The organism is Sphingobium limneticum, assembly GCF_008710155.1.
Taxonomy (GTDB): Bacteria; Pseudomonadota; Alphaproteobacteria; order Sphingomonadales; family Sphingomonadaceae; genus Sphingobium; species Sphingobium limneticum.
Map to the genome: position 1 here is coordinate 426,494 of NZ_VYPZ01000001.1, position 20,872 is coordinate 447,365.

The 20,872-nt window shown below is 64.0% G+C and carries 16 protein-coding genes; 7 read left to right on the forward strand and 9 right to left on the reverse strand.

All coding sequences use genetic code 11. The features are described 5' to 3' along the window. Positions 1-51: 51 nt before the first annotated feature. The gene (locus F4U94_RS01665) at positions 52-1,566 is read left to right on the forward strand and encodes a UxaA family hydrolase (protein ID WP_120253558.1); all 1,515 of its coding nucleotides are present in this window, start codon (positions 52-54) and stop codon (positions 1,564-1,566) included. Positions 1,567-1,583: 17 nt separating this feature from the next. Next, positions 1,584-3,059, forward strand: a complete 1,476-nt coding sequence (locus F4U94_RS01670; protein ID WP_120253050.1) for a mannitol dehydrogenase family protein — start codon at positions 1,584-1,586, stop codon at positions 3,057-3,059. 5 nt (positions 3,060-3,064) lie between these two features. On the opposite strand, the gene F4U94_RS01675 is transcribed toward F4U94_RS01670, so the two are convergent. Then, entirely contained in the window at positions 3,065-3,763 is a 699-nt protein-coding gene (locus tag F4U94_RS01675) for a pirin family protein (protein WP_056692756.1), read from the reverse strand. Between the two features lie 126 nt (positions 3,764-3,889). Here F4U94_RS01675 and F4U94_RS01680 point away from each other — a divergent pair, with 126 nt between their 5' ends. Continuing rightward, positions 3,890-4,819, forward strand: a complete 930-nt coding sequence (locus F4U94_RS01680) for a LysR family transcriptional regulator (RefSeq protein ID WP_120253049.1) — start codon at positions 3,890-3,892, stop codon at positions 4,817-4,819. Positions 4,820-5,016: 197 nt separating this feature from the next. Here F4U94_RS01680 and F4U94_RS01685 read toward each other — a convergent pair whose 3' ends face one another. The 4 genes from F4U94_RS01685 to F4U94_RS01695 form a co-directional block, all read right to left on the reverse strand. Continuing rightward, a complete protein-coding gene (locus tag F4U94_RS01685; RefSeq protein WP_120253048.1) occupies positions 5,017-5,856 on the reverse strand; it encodes an alpha/beta fold hydrolase in 840 nt (279 codons plus the stop codon). Positions 5,857-6,024: 168 nt separating this feature from the next. Then, positions 6,025-8,229, reverse strand: a complete 2,205-nt coding sequence (gene katG, locus F4U94_RS01690) for a catalase/peroxidase HPI (RefSeq protein WP_120253047.1) — start codon at positions 8,227-8,229, stop codon at positions 6,025-6,027. 14 nt (positions 8,230-8,243) lie between these two features. Then, a complete protein-coding gene (locus F4U94_RS24250) occupies positions 8,244-8,402 on the reverse strand; it encodes a hypothetical protein (protein WP_161600350.1) in 159 nt (52 codons plus the stop codon). Positions 8,403-8,461: 59 nt separating this feature from the next. Beyond that, positions 8,462-9,109, reverse strand: a complete 648-nt coding sequence (locus tag F4U94_RS01695) for a TetR/AcrR family transcriptional regulator (protein ID WP_232016241.1) — start codon at positions 9,107-9,109, stop codon at positions 8,462-8,464. An 86-nt stretch (positions 9,110-9,195) separates the two neighbouring features. Here F4U94_RS01695 and F4U94_RS01700 point away from each other — a divergent pair, with 86 nt between their 5' ends. Genes F4U94_RS01700 through F4U94_RS01710 form a run of 3 tightly spaced genes read left to right on the forward strand, consistent with a single transcriptional unit; the run spans position 9,196 to position 12,306 of the window. After that, the gene (locus tag F4U94_RS01700) at positions 9,196-10,320 is read left to right on the forward strand and encodes an acyl-CoA dehydrogenase family protein (RefSeq protein WP_120253045.1); all 1,125 of its coding nucleotides are present in this window, start codon (positions 9,196-9,198) and stop codon (positions 10,318-10,320) included. 24 nt (positions 10,321-10,344) lie between these two features. After that, positions 10,345-11,529 (forward strand): acetyl-CoA C-acyltransferase, encoded by a 1,185-nt coding sequence (locus tag F4U94_RS01705; RefSeq protein ID WP_120253044.1) that lies wholly within the window; start codon positions 10,345-10,347, stop codon positions 11,527-11,529. 15 nt (positions 11,530-11,544) lie between these two features. Beyond that, entirely contained in the window at positions 11,545-12,306 is a 762-nt protein-coding gene (locus tag F4U94_RS01710) for an SDR family NAD(P)-dependent oxidoreductase (protein ID WP_120253043.1), read from the forward strand. Between the two features lie 124 nt (positions 12,307-12,430). Here the strand turns inward: F4U94_RS01710 and F4U94_RS01715 are convergent, their stop codons facing one another. From F4U94_RS01715 to F4U94_RS01725, 3 genes are all read right to left on the reverse strand, one after another. Further along, entirely contained in the window at positions 12,431-14,038 is a 1,608-nt protein-coding gene (locus F4U94_RS01715; RefSeq protein WP_120253042.1) for an alpha-amylase family glycosyl hydrolase, read from the reverse strand. Between the two features lie 16 nt (positions 14,039-14,054). Further along, on the reverse strand, positions 14,055-15,884 hold the full coding sequence (locus F4U94_RS01720; protein ID WP_172598899.1) for an alpha-amylase family glycosyl hydrolase: 1,830 nt from the start codon (positions 15,882-15,884) through the stop codon (positions 14,055-14,057). A gap of 69 nt (positions 15,885-15,953) precedes the next feature. Then, positions 15,954-18,581: a TonB-dependent receptor gene (locus tag F4U94_RS01725; RefSeq protein WP_170267462.1), complete on the reverse strand. Its 2,628-nt coding sequence runs from the start codon at positions 18,579-18,581 to the stop codon at positions 15,954-15,956. Between the two features lie 337 nt (positions 18,582-18,918). Between F4U94_RS01725 and F4U94_RS01730 the strand changes: the two genes are divergently transcribed. After that, positions 18,919-19,953, forward strand: a complete 1,035-nt coding sequence (locus tag F4U94_RS01730; protein WP_120253040.1) for a LacI family DNA-binding transcriptional regulator — start codon at positions 18,919-18,921, stop codon at positions 19,951-19,953. Here the strand turns inward: F4U94_RS01730 and F4U94_RS01735 are convergent, their stop codons facing one another. Further along, positions 19,954-20,856, reverse strand: a complete 903-nt coding sequence (locus tag F4U94_RS01735) for a LysR family transcriptional regulator (RefSeq protein WP_120253039.1) — start codon at positions 20,854-20,856, stop codon at positions 19,954-19,956. Positions 20,857-20,872 lie beyond the last annotated feature (16 nt).

Below are 20,872 nucleotides of genomic sequence, written 5' to 3' on the forward strand. Positions count from 1 at the left end.
TTGGACTTGTGCCAACGTTGGCACAAATGCTATCACGGCGCAATGGAGACGATGCCAGACACCCTAGATCAGCCTGTTCAGACCCTGCCAGATGCCGTGCGGATCGCACCGGACGACGATGTCGCCGTGGCATTGCGCGCGCTGGCGGAGGGCGAAACCATCCATGTCGCGGGGCAGTTCGTCACGCTGGCCCAGCCGATCGGCCGGGGCCACAAGGTCGCGCTGCATGCGGTTGCTGCGGGTGATCCGGTGCGGCGCTATGGCTGGCCGATCGGCAGCGCGACGGCGGCGATTGCGCGGGGCGCCCATGTTCACAGCCACAATATCCGCACCAATTTGAAGGCGGAGGAGCCGTACAGCTTCACGCCATCGCCATCGGCTCCTGCCACCGCAGACAAACGCTGGCAGTTTCAGGGCTATCGCCGCGCCGATGGCAGCGTGGGCACCCGCAATGAAATCTGGGTGATCCCGACCGTGGGTTGCGTCGCCCGCACGGCGGAACGGATCGCGAAGCAGGCAGCGGATCGCCATGCCGGACAGGTTGATGCCGTACTGGCCTTCCCCCATCCGCTGGGCTGTTCGCAACTGGGCGACGATCTGGACGGCACCGCGCGGGTGCTGGCGGCGCTGGCGTCCAATCCCAATGCCGGCGCCGTTCTCATCATCGGTCTTGGCTGCGAGGAAAACCAGCTGTCCAAGCTGCTGGAGCGCATCCCGCCGGCGCGCCGCGACCGCATCCGCAGCGTCGGCGCACAGATCAGCGCCGACGAATATGAAGCGGCGGAAAGCGCGATCGATGAGCTGGTCGTCATCGCGTCGCAGGACCGGCGCGAACCGGTAGGCATTGAGGCGCTGCGCCTCGGCCTCAAATGCGGTGGTTCAGATGGGTTGAGTGGTATCACCGCCAACCCCTTGATCGGCCGCGCCGCCGATGTCGTCACGCAAGCGGGCGGGCAGGCGATCCTGACGGAAATACCGGAAATTTTCGGCGCGGAACGGCTGCTGATGCAGCGCGCGGCCGATGAGCCGGTGTTCGATGCGCTGGTCGCTCTGGTCAACCGCTTCAAACGCTATTTCATCGACCATGGCGAACCGATTTCGGAAAATCCCAGCCCCGGCAATGTTGCGGGCGGCATCACCACGCTGGAGGAAAAATCGCTGGGTGCCGTGCAGAAAGGCGGCCATGCGATCGTGACGGACGTCCTGGCCTATGGCGAAACGCTGCGCCGACCGGGCCTGACCCTGCTGGAGGCGCCGGGCAACGACGCGGTGTCGACCACCGCGCTGGCCGCCGCCGGCGCGACGATGACACTCTTTTCCACCGGGCGCGGCACGCCATTGGGCAGCCCCATTCCGACGCTGAAACTCGCCACCAATCACGACCTGGCACGGCGCAAGCCCGGCTGGATCGATTTCGATGCCGCTCAGGTTTTGGATGACGGCCTCGACGCCGCCACCGATGCGCTGATGGCGCGCATCTGTGCCATCGCGTCGGGCGAACCAGCCCGCAACGAAGTCAATGGCGAGCGCGACATCGCCATCTGGAAACGCGGCGTCACCCTCTGATTGCTCGGGAATTGTCCATGACTCGCTTATCGTCCGCCACATTGGCTGCCTTGCCTGCGACTGTCGCTCGCCCCGCTTATGACCGGAGCCAAGTGAAGCCCGGCGTCGTCCATTTAGGCATCGGTGCCTTCCATCGCGCGCATCAGGCGGTGATGTTCGACGATACGCTGGCGGTGGGCGATCTGCGCTGGGGCATCCGCACCGTGTCCTTGCGTTCGCCCGGCGTGCGCGACCAGATGGCGCCGCAGGACGGTCTTTATCATATATTGGTGCGAGACGGCGCTGAAGTCGCCGTGCGCACCATCGGCGCAGTGTTGGACGTGACGGTCGCGCCGGAAAGCCCCGACACGGTGGTCGATATGCTGGCCGATGCCGACACCCATATCGTGACGCTGACCGTGACGGAAAAGGGCTATAAGCTGGACCCCGCCAGCGGCGCGTTGCGCACCGACGATCCGCAACTGGCCGCCGACCTTGCCAGCCTTAACGCCCCCGTGACCGCGCCCGGCTTCCTCGTCGCCGCTTTGGCTAAACGCCGCGCGCGCGGCCTGCTGCCCTTCACCGCTATCTCCTGCGACAATCTGCCGCGCAACGGGCAAAGGCTGCGCGGCGCGGTGATCGCGCTGGCGCAATATCATGATCCAGCGCTGGCAGAGTGGATCGCGCAGGAAGGCGCCTTCCCCGAAACCATGGTCGATCGCATCGTGCCGGCCACGACCCCGGACGATATCGCTGCCTTCGCCCGCGATCATGGCGTAACGGACGAGGCGCTGGTCAAGACCGAACCCTTCACCCAATGGGTGATAGAGGATCGCTTCTGCGGCCCGCGCCCCGATTTCGGCGCCGGCGTTCAGATCACCGCCGCCGTCGCACCATGGGAGGAAGCCAAGCTGCGCCTTCTCAACGGTGCGCACAGCGCTATCGCCTATCTGGGCGGGCTGGCGTGCATCGCCCATGTCCATGAAGTGCTGGAACATCCCGCCATGCGCGCCTTTGTCGAACGGCTATGGGACGAGGCGGAAAGCACCCTGTCGCCGCCCGCCGAACTGGATGTTGCCGCCTATCGGCGTGACCTGATGACGCGCTTCGACAATGGCGCGCTGATGCATCGCACCCATCAGATCGCGATGGACGGGTCGCAGAAACTGCCCCAGCGCTTGCTCGCCACCATAGCCGATCGCCGCGCGGAGGGACAGGATGTGGATGCGCTGGCGCTGGGCGTGGCGGCCTGGATACGCTGGCAGGCGGGGATCAGCGATGCGGGCATCACACATGTGGTGGATGATCCGCTGGCCGACAGCATTGCCGCCTTGCTGGCAGAAGCCGCCGATGCCGCTGGCCGCGTAACCGCCATCTTGGCCTATGACGCGATCATGCCTGCCGCGTTGCGCGACGATGCCGTCTTCGCCGACCAACTGATCGCCCATTTGACCAGCCTCGAAGAAAAAGGCGCCATGGCCACCGTAGCAGCCATGGCGCCCATTCCGGCCTGATTGGATCAGGCGGCGTCGACCAGCACGATCTCGCTATCCTCGATCGCGGTCACGCGGATGACCTCGACATCGCTGATGGCCACGCCGTCACGGGCATTGGCGCGGACATCGTCGATCTGGATCGCGCCGGTGGCGGGGACCAGATAGGCCTTGCGATCGGCGCCGATCGGATAGTCGGCGCTTTCCCCGGCCTTGAGCGTCGCAGCCACGATCCGCGCATCGGTGCGGATGGTCAGCGCGTCATTGTCATTCTCATAACCCGACGCCAGCGTCACGAAATGCCCCGACCGTTCGCCCTTGGGGAAGGGGCGGGCGCCCCAGCTGGGCGCTTCGCCCTGACGGGTGGGGATGATCCAGATCTGGAAGATCTTCGTCGTCACATCTTCGCGATTATATTCCGAATGGCGCACGCCCGTGCCTGCGCTCATCACCTGCACGTCGCCCGCTTCGGTCCGGCCCTTGTTGCCCAGACTGTCCTCATGGGTGATCGCGCCTTCGCGGACATAGGTGATGATTTCCATGTCGCGATGCGGGTGCGGCGGAAAGCCGGTATGCGGCGCGATCGTGTCGTCGTTCCACACGCGCAGATTGCCCCAGTGCATACGGGCGGGATCATGATAGCCGGCGAAGGAAAAATGATGCTTGGCGTCGAGCCAGCCATGATTGTCACCGCCAAGGCTATCGAAGGGGCGCAGTTCGATCATCGTCTTATCTCCTGATCGGGCGGAGGTCGCCGGGATGGCGTCGCCCTATTGAAGACGTCTTTACCCCTTGCCATCTTTCCTGTTCAGATGGATAAAACTGATCCTTATGTTCGAGGAAATGGAATAGTGAATAATCCCGGCACGCCGACATTCGACCAGCTGCGCATTTTTCTGGCGATCGTGGACACAGGCAGTTTCGCCGCCGCCGGCCGCAAACTCAACCGCGCCGTGTCGGTCATCAGCTATGGCATTTCCAATCTGGAGGCGCAGCTTGGCCTGTCCCTGTTCGACCGGGAAGGGACGCGCAAACCGCAACTGACCGTCGCCGGCCGCGCCTTGCTGGCAGAGGCGCGCAGCATATCCCATGGCCTGGATGGACTGCGGGCGAAGGTGAAAGGCCTGCTCGACGGGCTGGAGGCGGAGGTCGATCTGGCGGTCGACGTCATGCTGCCGTCCGATCGACTGGGTAAGGTATTGCGCGCCTTTTCTCAGGCCTTCCCGACTGTGCAGTTGCGCCTCCATGCCGAGGCGCTGGGCGCCATTACCGCGATGGTGCTGGACCGGGCGGCCGTGATCGGCATTTCCGGGCCGCTCTCCGCCGGTGTCGAGGGAATAGAGAGCATGGCCGCCGGGCTGGTGCCGATGGTGCCGGTCGCCGCGCCGGATCATCCGCTGGGCCGCATGGATCTGATCGCGCCGGGGGCGGGGCGCAACTATACGCAGCTGGTGCTGACCGACCGATCACGCTTCACCGAGGGGCAGGATTTTTCCGTGAGCAGCCCCAAGACCTGGCGCCTCGCCGATCTGGGCGCGAAACATGCGTTGCTGCGCGAAGGCATTGGCTGGGGCAATATGCCGCTGCCAATGATCGAGGGGGATCTGGTCGCGGGCACGCTGGTGCGGCTGGCCATGCCCGACCATAGCGGCGGCACCTATCGCTTTTCGGGCATCTGGCGCCGCGATACCCCGCCGGGGCCGGCCGCCAGCTGGCTGCTCGACCAGTTCGTCGGGCTGGGCCGGGACGACATAGAGCCGGACGGCATGAGCGACGTCTGATCCGTCACCCAGCCGCCCGGCTTTCTGTTCGTTCAAAACCTTAATGTCGGAAGGCCACCCCAACTCCGTTCGCTTCGAGCCTGTCGAGAAGCGGCTAGCAGCGCAATTGGCGTTTCTCGACCTTGGCCTGTCCTGAGCGCCTGCCTCGCAGGCAGTCGAAGGGCTCGAAACGAACGGAGGTTGTGAGGCCGTTCCTTTTAGCGCTGGATGAAGGCCAGGATATCGGCGTTCAGCACATCGGCATTCACCGTCAGCATGCCGTGCGAATAGCCTTCGTAGATTTTCAGCGTGGCGTCGGGCAGCAATTCCGCCTGCAACACGCCGGCATTCTTGTACGGCACGACTTGATCGTCATCGCCATGCAGCACCAGCGTCGGCACCGTGATCGCCTTCAGATCGTCGGTCTGGTCAGTCTCCGAAAAGGCCTTGATCCCTTCATAATGGGCCAGCGCGCTGCCGTTCAGGCCCTGCCGCACCCAATTGTCGATGACGGCGGGCTTCACATCGACGCCATCCAGATTGAAACCGTAGAAGGGACCACTGGCGACATCGCGGAAGAATTGAGCACGATTGGCGGCGAGGCCAGCGCGCAGCCCGTCGAACACATCCATCGGCAGGCCGCCGGGATAGCGTTCCGTCTTCAGCATGATCGGCGGCACCGCGCTCACCAGCACCGCCTTGGCGACGCGGCCCTGCGGAAGGCCATGGCGGGCGACATAGGCAGCCACTTCGCCGCCACCGGTCGAATGGCCGATATGGATCGCGTTCTTCAGGTCGAGATGTTCGACGACAGCCGCGGCGTCGGCGGCATAATGGTCCATGTCATGACCGAAATCGACCTGGGTCGACCGGCCATGGCCGCGGCGATCATGGGCGATGACGCGATAGCCCTTGGACAGGAAGAACAGCATCTGCGCATCCCAGTCGTCTGAAGACAGGGGCCAGCCATGGTGGAACATGATCGGCTGGGCATCCTTGCTGCCCCAATCCTTGTAGAAGATATCGACGCCGTCAGTGGTGGTGATGAACTGGCTCATGGGATGGCTCCTTGCTGGGTCTCGGCCGGATCGTCCGGGCTGAGACAATGTCTAGCGCAACTTCATCGTTCAGATCATATGTATAAAATCCACACTATCATTCGATATTATTGAAAAGCTGGCGGCGGTCCCGAGGATCGCCGCCAGCTGTCCAACTCGCTGTCTCGCTTATGCGGTCAGGTCGAACCTGTCGGCATTCATCACCTTGGTCCAGGCGGTCACGAAGTCGCGAACGAACTTCTCACCAGCGTCGGAGGATGCATAGACCTCCGCCAGGGCGCGCAATTGCGAATTGGCGCCGAAGGCAAGGTCGGTACGGGTTGCCGTCCACCGTTGCTCGTTGCTGGCCCGGTCGGTACCAACGAACGTCTCGTCGCTCTTGTCGTCCACCTGTTTCCAGGCGGTACCCATGTCGAGCAGGTTGACGAAATAGTCGTTCGTCAGCTGCCCGACCCGATCGGTCAGCACGCCATGCTGCGACCTGCCATGATTGGCGCCCAGCACGCGCAAGCCGCCCACCAGCACCGTCATTTCGGGCGCGGACAGGCCCAGCAGCTGCGCCCGATCGACCAGCAACTCTTCGGTCGGCACATTGTAGCGCGTCTGAAGATAGTTGCGGAAACCATCGGCCTTGGGCTCCAGCACGTCGAAGCCGTCGGCATCCGTCTGATCCTGCGACGCATCGGTACGGCCCGGCGTGAACGGCACCGTGACGCTATGGCCGGCCGCCTGCGCCGCCTGCTCGATGCCGACGCTGCCGCCCAGCACGATCAGATCGGCAACCGACGCGCCGCTGTCGCTGGCAATGCCGTCATACACTGCCAGTACCCGCGCCAGTTCGGCCGGTTCGTTGACGTCCCAGTCCTTTTGCGGGGCCAGACGCAGGCGACCGCCATTGGCGCCCCCGCGATGGTCCGACCCGCGATAAGTGACCGCAGACGCCCAGGCGGTCTTGACCAGATCGGCGACCGACAGGCCCGACGCGGCGATCTTCTGCTTGAGCGCGGCGACGTCCGCCTCGCCGAGCGCAGGCCCGGTCGCGGCAGGGATGGGATCCTGCCAGATCAGGTCTTCGGCGGGGACTTCGGGGCCGAGATAACGGACCTTCGGCCCCATGTCGCGATGGCACAGCTTGAACCAGGCGCGAGCGAAGGCGTCGGCGAAATAGGCGGAGTCTGCCCGGAATTTCTCCATCACCGCGCGATAGGCCGGGTCTACCTTCATCGCCATGTCGGCGGTGGTCATCATCGTGGGCACCTTGACGCCGGGCGTATGCGCCTTGGGCGCCAGCGTCTCTTCGGGATTGCCGACCGGCTGCCACTGCTTGGCGCCTGCTGGGCTGCGGACCAGCTCATATTCATGGTCCAGCAGCATGTCGAAATAGGTCATGTCCCAGGTGATCGGCGTCGGCGTCCAGGCGCCCTCGATCCCGCTGGTGATGGTGTGATCGCCCATGCCGCTTTCATGACCGCTCTGCCAGCCCAGGCCCTGCTGCGCGATATCCGCGCCTTCGGGTTCTGCGCCGACCAGCGATGCGTCGCCTGCACCGTGCGCCTTGCCGAATGTATGGCCGCCTGCCGTCAGCGCGGCCGTCTCCTCGTCATTCATGCCCATGCGGGCGAATGTTTCGCGAATGTCGCGGCCCGACTGGAGCGCGTCGGGATTGCCACCTGGCCCTTCGGGATTGACGTAGATCAGGCCCATCTGGATCGCGGCCAGCGGGCTTTCCAGCGCCATGTCTTTTTCGGGCTGGATGCGGGTTTCATTGGCCTCGTCACCGACCCAATTTTCTTCCGTGCCCCAGTAGATGTCCTTCTCCGGTTCGAACACGTCCACGCGTCCGCCGCCAAAGCCGAAGACGGGGCCACCCATCGATTCAATCGCGACATTGCCGGCCAGGATCATCAGGTCGGCCCAGCTCAGCTTCTGCCCATATTTCTGCTTGATCGGCCACAGCAGACGGCGCGCCTTGTCCAGATTGCCATTGTCCGGCCAGCTGTTGAGTGGCGCGAAACGCTGCGACCCCGAAGAGGCACCACCACGCCCGTCGCCGGTGCGATAGGTGCCGGCGCTATGCCAGGCCATGCGGATGAAGAAGGGACCATAATGGCCATAATCCGCTGGCCACCAGGGCTGGCTGTCCGTCATCAATGCGGTCAGATCCGCCTTCAGCGCATCATAGTCGATCGACTTGAACGCGGCGGCATAATCGAAATCCTTGTCCAGCGGATTGCCCGACAGGCCGTTCTGCTGGAGGATATCCAGCGACAGCTGATTGGGCCACCAGTCGCGATTGGTTCGGCCCAGCAATGTGCGCCGCGCGGCCGGATCCTTCATCGGACAACCCAGCGGGTCAGAGGTCTTGGCATCCATGGGTTATACTCCTGTCATTTCCCTGCGGCATTTTTGTAGAAGGGCAGACGGCCCGATCCAAACCGGGAATCTTGCTCTGTCTGATCGATAATATCGGTCGAAGGCGTGACGATGACGGCCACCGGTCGATGGTCGCAAGCTGCACGGATGGGCATGGCGAAGCGTCCCGTCATCACGAGGCGTTCAATGCAGAAAGGGCGAAGACGTTCCAGTTGCGAAAGGAACGCGGATATCAGTTGCGCGGCGTGAGGCCGCCCAAGGCGATATCGACCAGTTTCTCGGCAACCTCGTCCGGCTTCAATGGCCCTTCCGGATCATGCCAGCGTGCCGGCCAGTTCAAAGCCCCAGCCAGCGCGAAGGAGGCGAAGCGCACATCCACCGGCGCGATCGATCCGTCGGCAATCCCCTGCGCGATCATGCCGCGCACCGCTTCGTCAATCTCCCGCTTGCGCGCGCGGAAACGGGTGGCGCTATCCATCGACAGCACTTCCTCACTGGTGCGGATCACGCATCGGCCGAAATCGTCCATATTGATGCAGGCATAGCGCAGCAGGAAGGCGCGCAGCCGGTCATGCCCGCTGCCCGGTGCCCCGGCGGCCACATCCGCCGCCTCGCGCAGCATGGACAGGCCGCGATTGACGCATTCGACCAGCACCTGCTCCTTATTGCCCAGATAATGATAGATGGTCGGCTTGCTGATGCCCAGGCTGGCCGCGACATCATCCAGCGAAGCGGCATGATAGCCGCGTGCGTTGAACATCCGCACCGCCGCCAGCAGCACGGCCTCCCGCTTTTCCGCCCGGTCCTGTTCCCTCTCCGACTTGCTGCGAAAGGGCGAGGTGAGGGCGGGGGCAGGCGTGATGGCGACGGACTTGGGCAATAGCGGCTCCTTGGGCGCTGCGAGCATTGACAAGAAACACCGGGACAATCAATATACTCACCAGTAGATAAAATACGAGAGAGTATATGCTGACGGAGATTCAGGCCGCTATCCGCGACACCGTGCGTGATTTCGCACAGGATATGATCCGTCCGCACAGCGCTCGCTTCGAATCGGAAGGCGGCTATCCGCCCGCCTTGTTCCAAGAAATGGCCGGCCTCGGCCTGTGGGGCATGACCGCACCCGAAGCCTTTGGCGGGGCGGAGGCCGACGCCGTCTCCTACGCGCTGGCTCTGATGGAGATCGCAGCGGCGGACGGCGCGCTGTCCACCATCGTCTCGATCCAGAACAGCATCCTCGTCTCGGGCCTGCTCAAGGATGGCAGCGATGCGCAAAAGGCGCGTTTCCTGCCGGACCTGATCGGCGGACGCACGATCGGCGCCTTCGCCTTGACCGAAGCCGACGCCGGCTCCGATGCCTCGGCCGTGCGTACCCGCGCGGTGAAGGTGGACGGCGGCTGGCGCATCAGCGGTGCCAAGCAGTTCATCACGTCGGGGAAGATTGCCGGTCTGGTGATGATCGTCGCCGTCACCGATCCCGACGCCGGTAAGAAGGGCCTGTCCGTCTTCATCGTGCCGACCGACCGTCCCGGCTATGGCGTCGACAAGGTCGAGCATAAGATGGGGCAGGGCGCGTCCGACACCTGCGCGCTGCGCTTCGACGATATGTTCGTGGAGGATGATCTGCTGATCGGCCAGCCGGGGCAGGGCTACGCACTCGCGCTCGCGAACCTTGAAACCGGCCGCATCGGCATCGCCGCCCAGTGCGTCGGCATGGCGCAGGCTGCGCTGGACATCGCGGTCGCCTACGCCAAGGATCGCAAGAGCTTCGGCAAGGCGATCATCGATCATCAGGCGGTGGGCTTCCGTCTGGCCGACCTCGCCACCCGGTTGGAGGCGGCGCGCCAGCTCGTCCTGCATGCCGCCCGGACCAAGGATGCGGGCCTGCCCTGCCTGTCCGAAGCCTCCATGGCCAAGTTGTTCGCCTCCGAAGCGGCCGAGGCGATCGTGTCCGGCGCGATGCAGACGCTGGGCGGCTATGGCTATCTGGAGGAATATGGCGTGGCCAAAATCTATCGCGACGTGCGCGTGTGCCAAATTTACGAAGGCACGTCGGACATTCAGCGCATGGTGATCGCGCGCAGTCTTTAATTACGCCATTTCAGGAGAGAGATCATGCAGGACGATCCCGTCGTCATCGCCAGCTATGCCCGCACGCCGATGGGCGGATTTCAGGGCATATTGTCGTCGGTCAAGGCGACCGATCTGGGCGCCGCAGCCATCAAGGCCGCCGTCGAGCGCGCCGGCGCGTCGAGCGACGCCATCGACCGCATCTATATGGGCTGCGTTCTGCCCGCCGGCCTTGGGCAAGCCCCCGCGCGTCAGGCGGCGCTGGGCGCTGGCCTTGGCCTCAGTACGGAAGCCACCACCGTCAACAAGATGTGCGGTTCGGGCATGCAGGCCGCGATCATGGCGCATGAGGCACTTAGCTGCGGCGCGGCCGACATCGTCATTGCCGGCGGCATGGAAAGCATGACCAACGCGCCCTATGCCCTACCCAAGCATCGCGGTGGCGCGCGCATCGGCCATGACCGTATCATCGACACGATGATGATGGACGGGTTGGAGGATGCCTACGAACCAGGCAAGGCGATGGGCGTCTTCGCCGAAGAAGCGGTTCGCGACTATCAGTTCACGCGTGAGGATCAGGATGCCTACGCCATCCGCTCGCTCGAACGCGCCAATGCGGCGATCGGCAGCGGCGCCTTCGCCCGCGAAATCACGCCGGTTACGGTCAAGAGCCGGGGCGGCGACACGATCGTCGATACCGACGAGCAGCCGGGCAAGGCCAAGCCGGACAAGATACCTTCGCTGAAACCCGCCTTCGTCAAGGATGGCACCATCACCGCCGCCAATGCTTCCTCCATTTCGGACGGCGCAGCGGCACTGGTCATGACCCGCGCCAGCGTGGCGGAGAAGCTAGGCCTCAAGACGGTGGCTAGGGTCGTCGCGACCGCCGGCCATGCGCATGAGCCGTCCAAATTCACCACCGCGCCGGTGCCTGCCATGCGCAAGGTGCTGGACAAGGCCGGCTGGACGGTCGCCGATGTCGACCTGTTCGAGGTCAACGAAGCGTTCGCCGTGGTCGCCATGATCGCCGCGAAGGAACTGGGCATTCCGGACGATCGGATCAACGTCAATGGCGGCGCGACCGCGCTGGGCCATCCGATCGGCGCATCGGGCGCCCGCATATTGGCGACACTGATCGCGGCGCTGGAAACGCGCGGGCTCAAGCGCGGCGTGGCGAGCCTCTGCATCGGCGGTGGCGAAGCGACCGCCATGGCCGTCGAACTGATCTGAACGGAGAGGATTGAAATGGACATTAAAGGCGTAGCGGCGATCGTCACCGGCGGCGCATCCGGGTTGGGCAAGGCGACCGCCACAATGCTGGCGCAGCAGGGGGCGAAGGTCGCGATTTTCGACCTGAATGAGGATGCCGGACGCGCGACGGCGGAGGCGCTGGGCGGTGTCTATGTCGCTGTCAACGTCGCCGACGATGCCAGCGTCGCGGCCGGTCTGGACGCTGCGGAGGCTGCGCATGGCGTCGCCCGCATCCTCGTCAACTGCGCGGGCATTGCGCCGGCAGTCAAGACGGTGGGCAAGGAAAATGTGCCGCACCCGCTCGATACTTTTGCGAAGACGGTGACGGTCAACCTGATCGGCAGCTTCAACGTCATTTCCAAATTCTCCGCCCGGCTCGCTGCGGCGGACGAGGTGGACGGCGAACGCGGCGTCATCGTCAACACCGCCTCGGTCGCGGCCTATGACGGGCAGATCGGCCAGGCGGCCTATAGCGCGTCCAAGGGTGGCGTGGTCGGCATGACCTTGCCGATCGCCCGCGATCTGGCCCAGCACAAGATCCGCGTCATGACGATCGCGCCGGGGATCTTCCTGACGCCGATGCTGGAGGCATTTCCGCAAAATGTGCAGGACGCATTGGGCGCTCAGGTGCCGCACCCCAGCCGGCTGGGCAAGCCCGCCGAATATGCCCAATTGGTGGAAAGCATCGTCCGCAACCCGATGTTGAACGGGGACGTTATCCGGCTCGACGGCGCGATCCGCATGGCGCCCAGATAACGGAAAACCCCCGGCCCGGCGTGCAGTCCGGAACGGGGGCTGGGGAGACCGGCCTTCAAGGCCGGATCTGGAAGGCCCTCACCCTCCGTCCGCATCCAGCGGGCGGAGGGCATTTTCTGTGACCCTATTCCTCGATCATCAGCGCGCCGAAGGGCGGCAAGACGCCCGGCGTGGCCCCATTGACGGCGGCGAGCAGCTTGTTCGTCGGTGCGATCTCTTCGGGCCATGCGGCCGGTTCGCCCGACAGGTTGAACAGGCAGAGCAAAGACTGGCCATCGGCCTGACGGCGGAACAGCAGGCGCTGGTCGTCGGCCACCACTATCTCCAGACTGCCGTGGCGCAGCGCAGGGTTCGCCTTGCGCAGGGCCAGCATGGCGCGGGTGTGGTTGAGCAGGGAGGCGGCATCCCCCTCCTGCGCATCGACGGCGCGAGCGATATTCTCGTCGCCGACCGGCAGCCAGGGTTCGGCGGTGCTGAAGCCCGCTTGCGCCGCGTCGGCCGCCCAGGGCAGGGGCGTGCGCGCACCGTCGCGCGACAGGGTGAGCGGCCAGTTGGCGATCGCTTCGGGGTCTTGCAGTTTCTCAAATGGGATATCGACCTGGGTGATGCCCAGTTCCTCGCCCTGATAAAGGATCGCATTGCCCCGCAGCGCGACCAGCAGCATCGCCTTCAACCGACCGAAGGCGGCGCGATCGTCCGGCGAACACCAGCGTGACAAGGCACGCGGCGCATCATGATTTTCGAACGCCCAGCTTGGCCAGCCAAGGCCCGGCTCGTCGGGCCAACGCTCGACCGTTTCGGCGACCAGCGCAGGGGTCAGCCTGTCGGCATAGAGGAAGTTGAAGCCATAAGCGCTGTTGAGATGGCTTTCGCCCGCCGTATAGGCCTTCATCTCCGTCTCGGAGAGGTCGCCGCCGACTTCGGCCACCGTAAAGATCGCGCCATATTCGTCGCACAGGGTGCGGATGCGCTTGATGAAATCGACCACGCCGGGGTGCGACTGGCTATATTGCTTGATCTGATAGTCGAAGGAGCGGGTGCGCGGCTTCCCCGTATCGGGCGCAGGCGGATTGTCGCGCAGCAGCGGATCGTGCATCGAATGGTTGAGCGCATCGAGACGGAAGCCATCGACGCCGCGATCCAGCCAGAAACGCATCGCGTCCAGCAATGCATCCTGCACCGCCGCATTATGGACGTTGAGCTGCGGCTGGCTGCTCAAAAACTGGTGCATATAATATTGGCGGCGACGCCCGTCCCAGGTCCAGGCCGGGCCGCCGAACACCGATTGCCAGTTATTGGGCGGGGTGCCGTCGTCCCTGGGATCGACCCAGACGAACCAGTCGGCCTTGTCGCCCGTGCGGCTCGCCCGGCTTTGCGTAAACCAGTCGTGCAGATCGGACGTATGGGCAAAGACCTGATCGATCGTGACTTTCAGCCCCAAATCGTGGGCGCGCGCGACCAGCGCGTCGAAATCCGCCAGCGTGCCGAAGATCGGATCGACATCGCAATAATCGGCGATGTCATAGCCGAAATCGCGCATCGGGGAGGTGAAGAAGGGCGATATCCAGATCGCATCCGCGCCCAGCTTTGCGACATGGTCCAGCCGCTGGGTGATGCCATTGAGGTCGCCGATCCCGTCGCCATTGCTGTCCTGAAAGCTGCGCGGGTAGATTTGGTAGATCACCGCGCCCTTCCACCAGGGCTGATCGGTCGATGTCGTCGCAAGCGTCATGAAGGCGTTTCCGTTTTCAGGGTTTGGCGGCGCAGACGGCATAGCCGAAAGCAGGGAGCGAGAGGGCAAGGCTGCCCGGCGCCTGGGGAGCGGCCGGACAGCTGCCGGCCAGCGACGTGAAGCCGCCGCTGGCTGTGTCGACCGCGATATTGCTCGTAACAGGCGCTGCGGACGTATTGAAGGCGACCACAACCTCGCGGCCCGTGTCGGGATCGAAGCGGGATACGGCGAAGAGGCCGGGCTTGTCCGATCCGGCGCGCAGGAGAGTCGCGCCGCGCGACAGGGCAGGGGTATCGCGGCGGATCTGCGCCAGCCTGGCGATGGCGCGATAGAGTGGATGATCGGGATTGAAATTGTCGGTCGCCGTCGTTGCCTGCGTACCGACCAGCCGGTCCGCATTATATTCGGCGACCCTGGACGCGACCATGTCCTGCCGGGCCTGCTGGTCGTTGCCGGTGCCCGCGAACCCCTGCTCGTCACCATAATAAAGCGTCGGCACGCCCCGCAAAGTCAGCAGCATCGCATAGCCCAATATGGCGCGCGCCAGTTCCTCGTCCGCGCTCATGTCGGGCTTGGCCTGACGCAGGAAATAGGCAAAGCGGCCCGCATCATGATTGCCCAGGAAGGTCGGCAGTTGCAGCGCCGCCGCCTTGCCGCCTTCATACAACGCATCGTCATCCCCCAGCCGCGCGAGCATCTCGGTGCCGGTCTTGCCGCTGGCCGCATCGACGGCGGCGCGCATGAAGGCGAAGTCCAGCACGGCGGGGAAGCCGGCATTGCGGGTCCAGCTGGCCAGCAGCGCCGGATCATAGGCGTCGGTCGCAACCTCGCCGAAGATATGGAAATGAGGAATGCCCTTCGCCGCCGCATGGGCGCGGATGGCGGGGATGAAGGCGCGCCAGAATTCGGCATTCACATGCCGCGCGGTGTCGATGCGATAGCCGTCGATGCCGAACCGGTCGATCCAGCCCTTGTAGATGGCGATGAAGCCGGCGACCACGCGCGGGTCTTCGGTGGCAAGGTCGTCGAGGCCGACGAAATCGCCATATTGCGAACTCTCGCCCTTCCAGTCGGTGTCGCCGCGATTGTGATAATAGATGGGATCGTTGAGCCAGGCGGGAACTTTGATCTTTTCCTCCCCCTTGGGCACGACCGGCGTGTAGGCGAAGGCGGGATCGGTCAGCTTCGCCCAATTGGCGGCGCTGCCGTCGCGGTCGCCGGCAAAACCGTCATTGATCGGCTTGCCCGCTGCGCCACCCCGGCGCGACCAGGGATAGTCGGCCTTGCTGCGATAGGGCGCCGCGCTGCTCGGGCTTTCCCGATATTGGATCACATCGGCCGTATGGTTGGCGATGATGTCCATATAGACTTTCATGCCGCGCTTGTGCGCCGCATCGACCAGCGCCTTGAAATCGGCATCCGTGCCGAAATGGGGATCGACGGTGGTAAAGTCCGTCACCCAATAGCCATGATAGCCCGCGCTTTCCTGTCCCTTGGCGCCCTGCACCGGCTTGTTCTTGAATATCGGCGCCAGCCAGATCGCGGTCGCGCCCAGGCCCTGAATATAGTCCAGCTTCGCCGTCAGCCCCTTCAGATCGCCGCCATGATAGAAAGCGCGCGATGTCGGATCATAGCCGGTCTGAAGCGGTCCGCCCTTCAGGCCACCACGATCATTCTTCGGGTCGCCGTTGGCGAAGCGATCGGGCAGCACGAAATAGACGATTTCCTGTTCCGGGCCACGGGCGCGCAGATCGGACAGCGTATCCGCCTGCGCATGTCCCACGCCGATCAGGGCCGCAGCCATCCCGGCGGCCGTCACGAGGAAAGTCGTGGCCGTTCGACCCATCATGGGCATCCCTTTGCTTGAACCTTGAAAAAGGCCCGGCGACGCGCAGCCGCCGGGCCACTCTACACATCAGAAGCGGTAGTTGAAGCCCGCCATGAAGCGGCGGCCATAGCTTTGATAGTTGCGGACCTGGATCGATGCGCCGGTATCCACCGACACGAAGGGTTCGTCGGTCAGATTCTGGCCCTGCACGAACAGCGACAGGCCATCGAGCGCGCTGCCCTTCTGGAAATCATAGCCGACCTGCGCGTCGACGATGGTTTCGGCGAGCGCCCGGCGCAACTCGCGCTCGCCACCAAAGCCGACGAACTGGCCGACGAAGGCGGAACGATAGCGGGCCGAAGCACGGGCGTTGAAACCCCATTTCTCGAAGAAGAGCGTGCCGTTGGCGACCCAGCGCGAATAGTCGGGCAAGTCTTCCGATGCGGCGCCGACGCCCGGCTTGATGCTGGTCTTGGTATAACCCACGCCACCGGTCAGGCCGAAACCGTCCAGTGCCGGCATGATAATGTCGAACGGCACCGTTCCGGCGACTTCGAAACCGTACAGCTTGCCGCCCTTGCCGTTGACCGGGCGGGTCAACGTGCCATCGGGATCGGTAACGCCCGGCGGCAGAACCACGGGCAGGCCGGTATAATCGAACGCGGCCGTTTCGCGGTAGACATAGCTTTGCAATTTCTTGGCGAAGAGTTGCAGGCTGACATAGCCCTTGGTGCCGAAATATTTCTCGAAATTGAGGTCCGCCGCCCAGGCACGATAGGGGCGCAGATAGGGATTGCCGCCGGTGCCGGTGATGACGCCGCTGGCCGTGTTATAGCCATAGTCCAGGCTGACCTTCATATCCTCGAACCGGGGCCGCTGGATTTCGCGCGCGGCGGCGAGGCGGACCACGAAATCGCTGGGGAAGCGCAGCGACATATTCATGCTGGGCAGCACATCCCAATAAGTGTCGCCTCGCGTCGTTGGCACCAGCGAAGCCGCCGCCAGGTTGACGAAGCCGCGCGACTTCTGTTCCGTATTCTGCGCCAGCACGCCGAAATTGCCGCTCAGTTCGGCCGATCCGACGTCCGATTTGATATTGGCCATCAGATAGGCCGACATGACCCGCTCGGTCACGGAATAGGCCTTGGCCGGCACGTCCTTGCTGGGATTCAACGTCTTGATATAGACGCCGTCGGCCAGCAGCTTGAACGGATCATAGGACAGGATCGGGCCGACGCCGATGAAGCTCAGGTCCGTCGCCGCCAGACGATATTGTTCCGGCAACACCAGCGACGTCGCGCCATTGGCCAGATTGAGCACATATTCTTCCGGCGTCTTCGACTTGGTGCGATCGACATAGCCCAGGCCCGCGGTGATCTTTGACAGGAAGCTGCCTTCGATCTCCTTGCCGAACTCGACCTGATAGCTTTTGATCTCATCGTCGATGATGCGGTTGTTATAATAGCCTTCCTGATGGCCGAGCGGCGCGCCGCCGCCCCAGCCGAGCGGGTCGGTCAGCACCATCAGATTGGGGTTGCTATAGTCCAGCTGATGGCTGGTGAAACGCGTGCCCTTGCCGTCGCTGACGAAGTCCAGCCTGTCGGTCGCGCCATTGCCGGGGCCATAGCCGGTGCCGGCATTGGATTCGAGCGACAGCTCGTTGCGGTCGGTGCGCGAATAGCCGAAGTCGAAACTGGCCGACCAGCCATCGTCGCCGGTATATTTGGCGTTGAACCCGCCCGAAAAAATCTTCGACTTGCGTTCATAGCCATGGTTGTTGACCACGGCTTCTACGCCAGTGAAGGTGCCTTTGCTGATGAAGTCGCCGTCGGTGCCGATGCTGGCGGGCACCAATGTCGCGCCGCTCCAGTAGAGCGGAAATTCGACGCCGCGCTTGATCTGCTTTTCCTTGAAGTCGCCGTAAAAACCATCGAACGTCAGCAGCAGCGTATCGGTCGCCTGCACCTGCACCGCGCCCTGAATGCCCAGACGCTTCAATTGCGTGGATACGCCGAACGGCTTGATGCCGCCGATCACCTTGTCGCCATTGGGCCCGTCGGCATAGCCCCAGGCCTCGAACTCCTTGGACTGATAGGGTTCGTCATTATAGGCGGCCGACAGCGACACGCCGATACGGTCGCCGGCAAACTGGCCGACATAGGTGCCGGTCAGGCGATAGCCCTTGTCCTTGCTGTCGGCATTCACCTTGCCAAGGTCGGTATAGACGCCGCGCGCGCCGACCGAGAACAGTTCCTTGCCATAGTCGAGCGGGCGGATGGTGCGGATATCGACCGTGCCGGCCAGACCCTGATTGATGAGGTTGGCCTGCGGCGACTTGAACACATCGACCCGGCTGACGACTTCGGAGGGATATTGGTCGAATTCGACGTTGCGCTGTTCGCCGGTCGATGTCTGCGGCCGGCCGTTGAGCGTGGTCGAGGACAGGTCGGCGCTGGCGCCGCGGATAGCGATCGAATTGGCGCGACCGAACAGGCGCTGCGACGTCAGGCCTGGCAGGCGGGCGATGGATTCGCCGATCGATGCGTCGGGCAGCTTGCCGATATCTTCGGCCGACACCGATTCCACGATCTGCGCGGCATTCTTCTTCACATTGACGGCGCTTTGCAGCGCGGCGCGGAAACCCGTGACGACGATCGTATCGCTACCGCCTTCCTGCGGTGCCTCCTGCGCGAAGGCGGGGCTGGCCGTGGCCATGATGGCCAGAAGCGAAGCGCCCAGCAAATGGACGCGGTTATGATGTTGAGCCACTTTATCCTCTCCCCCAAAGACACCGGACAGACCCTATTCGCCGATGCTGGAATCCCTCGCCGCCGGCATGGCTGTTCAGCGCCATGTCCCTGCGGGTTCGCCTTTCATACGCTGCCCGCGATCCTCCCCGCCAGCAGGCATACGTATGCGCATATTATGCGAGGCCATGGTCTGTGACCGGATTGTCACGCTTACCCCTGTCGCGAAGGCCGCAATTGCCTTGTTTTCTCAGGCCATCTACCATGGCCGGGGCGCATCGGTCCTTCGCGCCGGGAGAGGAAAGATGGGGCGTCCGCCCGGCAACAAGCCGACCAGCTTCGACATCGCCTATCTGGCTGGCGTCTCGCAGCCCACGGTCAGCCGCGCGCTGCGCGGATCGCGATCGGTCAGCCGCGCCACCCGCGAGCGGATCGAGGCGATCGCCCGCGACCTCAACTATTCGGTGGACAAGAACGCGTCTTCACTCCGGTCGCAGCGGTCCAACACCATCGCCTTACTCTTCTTCGAAGATCCGACCCCGGACGAATCGAACATCAATCCCTTCTTCCTCGCCATGCTGGGATCGATCACCCGCCAATGCGGCGCGCGCGGGCTGGACCTGCTCATTTCCTTCCAGAAGATGGAGGATGACTGGCATGTCCGCTATCAGGACAGCCATCGCGCCGACGGGCTCATCCTACTCGGCTATGGCGACTATACGCTCTACCAACGGCGACTGACCGAACTGGTCGATCATGGCACGCATTTCGTGCGCTGGGGGTCGGTGGGGGCGGACACGATCGGCCCGACGGTCGGGTCGGACAATGTGGGGGCAGGCAGGCTCGCGGGCGATCATCTTTTGGGCCTCGGCCGCCGCCGCATCGCCTTTCTCGGCCAAGCCGACGAACATTATCCTGAATTCGCCGATCGCTATGTCGGCCTGTGCGATGCGATGGCGGCGCAGGGTATCGCGCCCGATCCGGCGCTTCAGGTTGATGCGCTGACGGCGGAAGATGCCGGCCATGCTGCCGCCCGAACGCTGATCGGGCGGAACGCGCCCTTCGACGCGATCTTCGCCGCCAGCGACCTGATCGCGATCGGCGCGATGCGCGCACTGGCGGAGGCGGGCCTCACCGTGCCGGGCGATGTCGCCATCGTCGGTTTCGATGATATTCCAGCCGCCAGCCTGACCACGCCGCCGCTCACCACCATCATGCAGGACATGAAAGGCGCGGGGCAATTGCTGGTCGATACGCTGGTCGCACAGGTGGAGGACAGGCCGCTACCACCCACCATATTGCCGGCGCGATTGGTTGTCCGGCGCAGTACCGGCGGGTAGCTAACCCACAAGCCCCTGCGCACGAATATTCATGGCAGGCCCCAATTCGTGACGCAGGCTCTCCACGGCCATCTGCACCTTGGGCAGCAGATGGCGGCGCTGGGGATAGACGGCCCAGATCGGCTCGTCCGCCGGCTGGCAATCTTCCAATATCAATTCGACCATGCCGTGCTTCAGATAGGGCAATATGTAGAAGTCGGGCAATTGGCAGATGCCCAGGCCCGAAATACAGGCCTCCATCACGGCATCGCCGCTATTGCAGCGGAACCGTCCCTTGGGGTGGTGCACCGCCGCCTTCCCGCCGACGGCGAAATGCCAGGTCGTGCTGCTCCCCGCGATACATTCATGCGCAGACAAGTCGCCGACCGTCCTCGGCGTGCCTGGGCGGGCGAGATAGGCGGGGGCCGCGCAAGTATGCAGCGTGCGGGATGCGACCCGTGTCGCGATCACGCGGGGATCCGCGACATGGCCGGTCCGGATCGCCAGATCATAGCCCTCCGCCACCAGATCGACGACGCGATTGGACAGGTCGATCGTCACGTTCAGCTTGGGATGGGGCATGGCGAAACGGCGGATGATGGGTGCCACGAACCTTTCACCCATGGCCGTCGAGCATGTCACGCGCAACTCCCCCTGCGGTTCGCCCTTTTCCCCGATCAGCGCGATCGCATCGTCCCGCTCCTGCGCGATCCGTTCGCATCGTTCGAAAAATATCTGTCCGGTGTCGGTCAGACGCACGGTTCGGGTCGTGCGATGGAATAGTTGCGCCTGGACCCGCTGCTCCAGCGCCATGATCGATCGGCTGACATGGGTGGGCGACATGCCGATGGCGCGCGCGGCGCGGGTGAAGGACCGGGCCGTCGCCACCGCGATAAATTCGTCTATCCCGTCCCAAGCCGACATATTATCCCTCAGATGA

What these genes read in the sequence shown, in the direction of transcription:
- F4U94_RS01730 (WP_120253040.1), top strand. Translation starts at nt 18,919, where the DNA reads ATGGGGCGTCCGCCCGGCAACAAGCCGACCAGCTTCGACATCGCCTAT.
- F4U94_RS01685 (WP_120253048.1), bottom strand. Translation starts at nt 5,856, where the DNA reads ATGAGCCAGTTCATCACCACCACTGACGGCGTCGATATCTTCTACAAG.
- F4U94_RS01670 (WP_120253050.1), top strand. Translation starts at nt 1,584, where the DNA reads ATGACTCGCTTATCGTCCGCCACATTGGCTGCCTTGCCTGCGACTGTC.
- F4U94_RS01725 (WP_170267462.1), bottom strand. Translation starts at nt 18,581, where the DNA reads ATGGCCACGGCCAGCCCCGCCTTCGCGCAGGAGGCACCGCAGGAAGGC.
- katG (WP_120253047.1), bottom strand. Translation starts at nt 8,229, where the DNA reads ATGGATGCCAAGACCTCTGACCCGCTGGGTTGTCCGATGAAGGATCCG.
- F4U94_RS01735 (WP_120253039.1), bottom strand. Translation starts at nt 20,856, where the DNA reads ATGTCGGCTTGGGACGGGATAGACGAATTTATCGCGGTGGCGACGGCC.
- F4U94_RS01715 (WP_120253042.1), bottom strand. Translation starts at nt 14,038, where the DNA reads ATGACGCTTGCGACGACATCGACCGATCAGCCCTGGTGGAAGGGCGCG.
- F4U94_RS01705 (WP_120253044.1), top strand. Translation starts at nt 10,345, where the DNA reads ATGCAGGACGATCCCGTCGTCATCGCCAGCTATGCCCGCACGCCGATG.
- F4U94_RS01720 (WP_172598899.1), bottom strand. Translation starts at nt 15,884, where the DNA reads ATGGGTCGAACGGCCACGACTTTCCTCGTGACGGCCGCCGGGATGGCT.
- F4U94_RS01700 (WP_120253045.1), top strand. Translation starts at nt 9,196, where the DNA reads ATGCTGACGGAGATTCAGGCCGCTATCCGCGACACCGTGCGTGATTTC.
- F4U94_RS01675 (WP_056692756.1), bottom strand. Translation starts at nt 3,763, where the DNA reads ATGATCGAACTGCGCCCCTTCGATAGCCTTGGCGGTGACAATCATGGC.
- F4U94_RS01710 (WP_120253043.1), top strand. Translation starts at nt 11,545, where the DNA reads ATGGACATTAAAGGCGTAGCGGCGATCGTCACCGGCGGCGCATCCGGG.
- F4U94_RS24250 (WP_161600350.1), bottom strand. Translation starts at nt 8,402, where the DNA reads ATGACGGGACGCTTCGCCATGCCCATCCGTGCAGCTTGCGACCATCGA.
- F4U94_RS01665 (WP_120253558.1), top strand. Translation starts at nt 52, where the DNA reads ATGCCAGACACCCTAGATCAGCCTGTTCAGACCCTGCCAGATGCCGTG.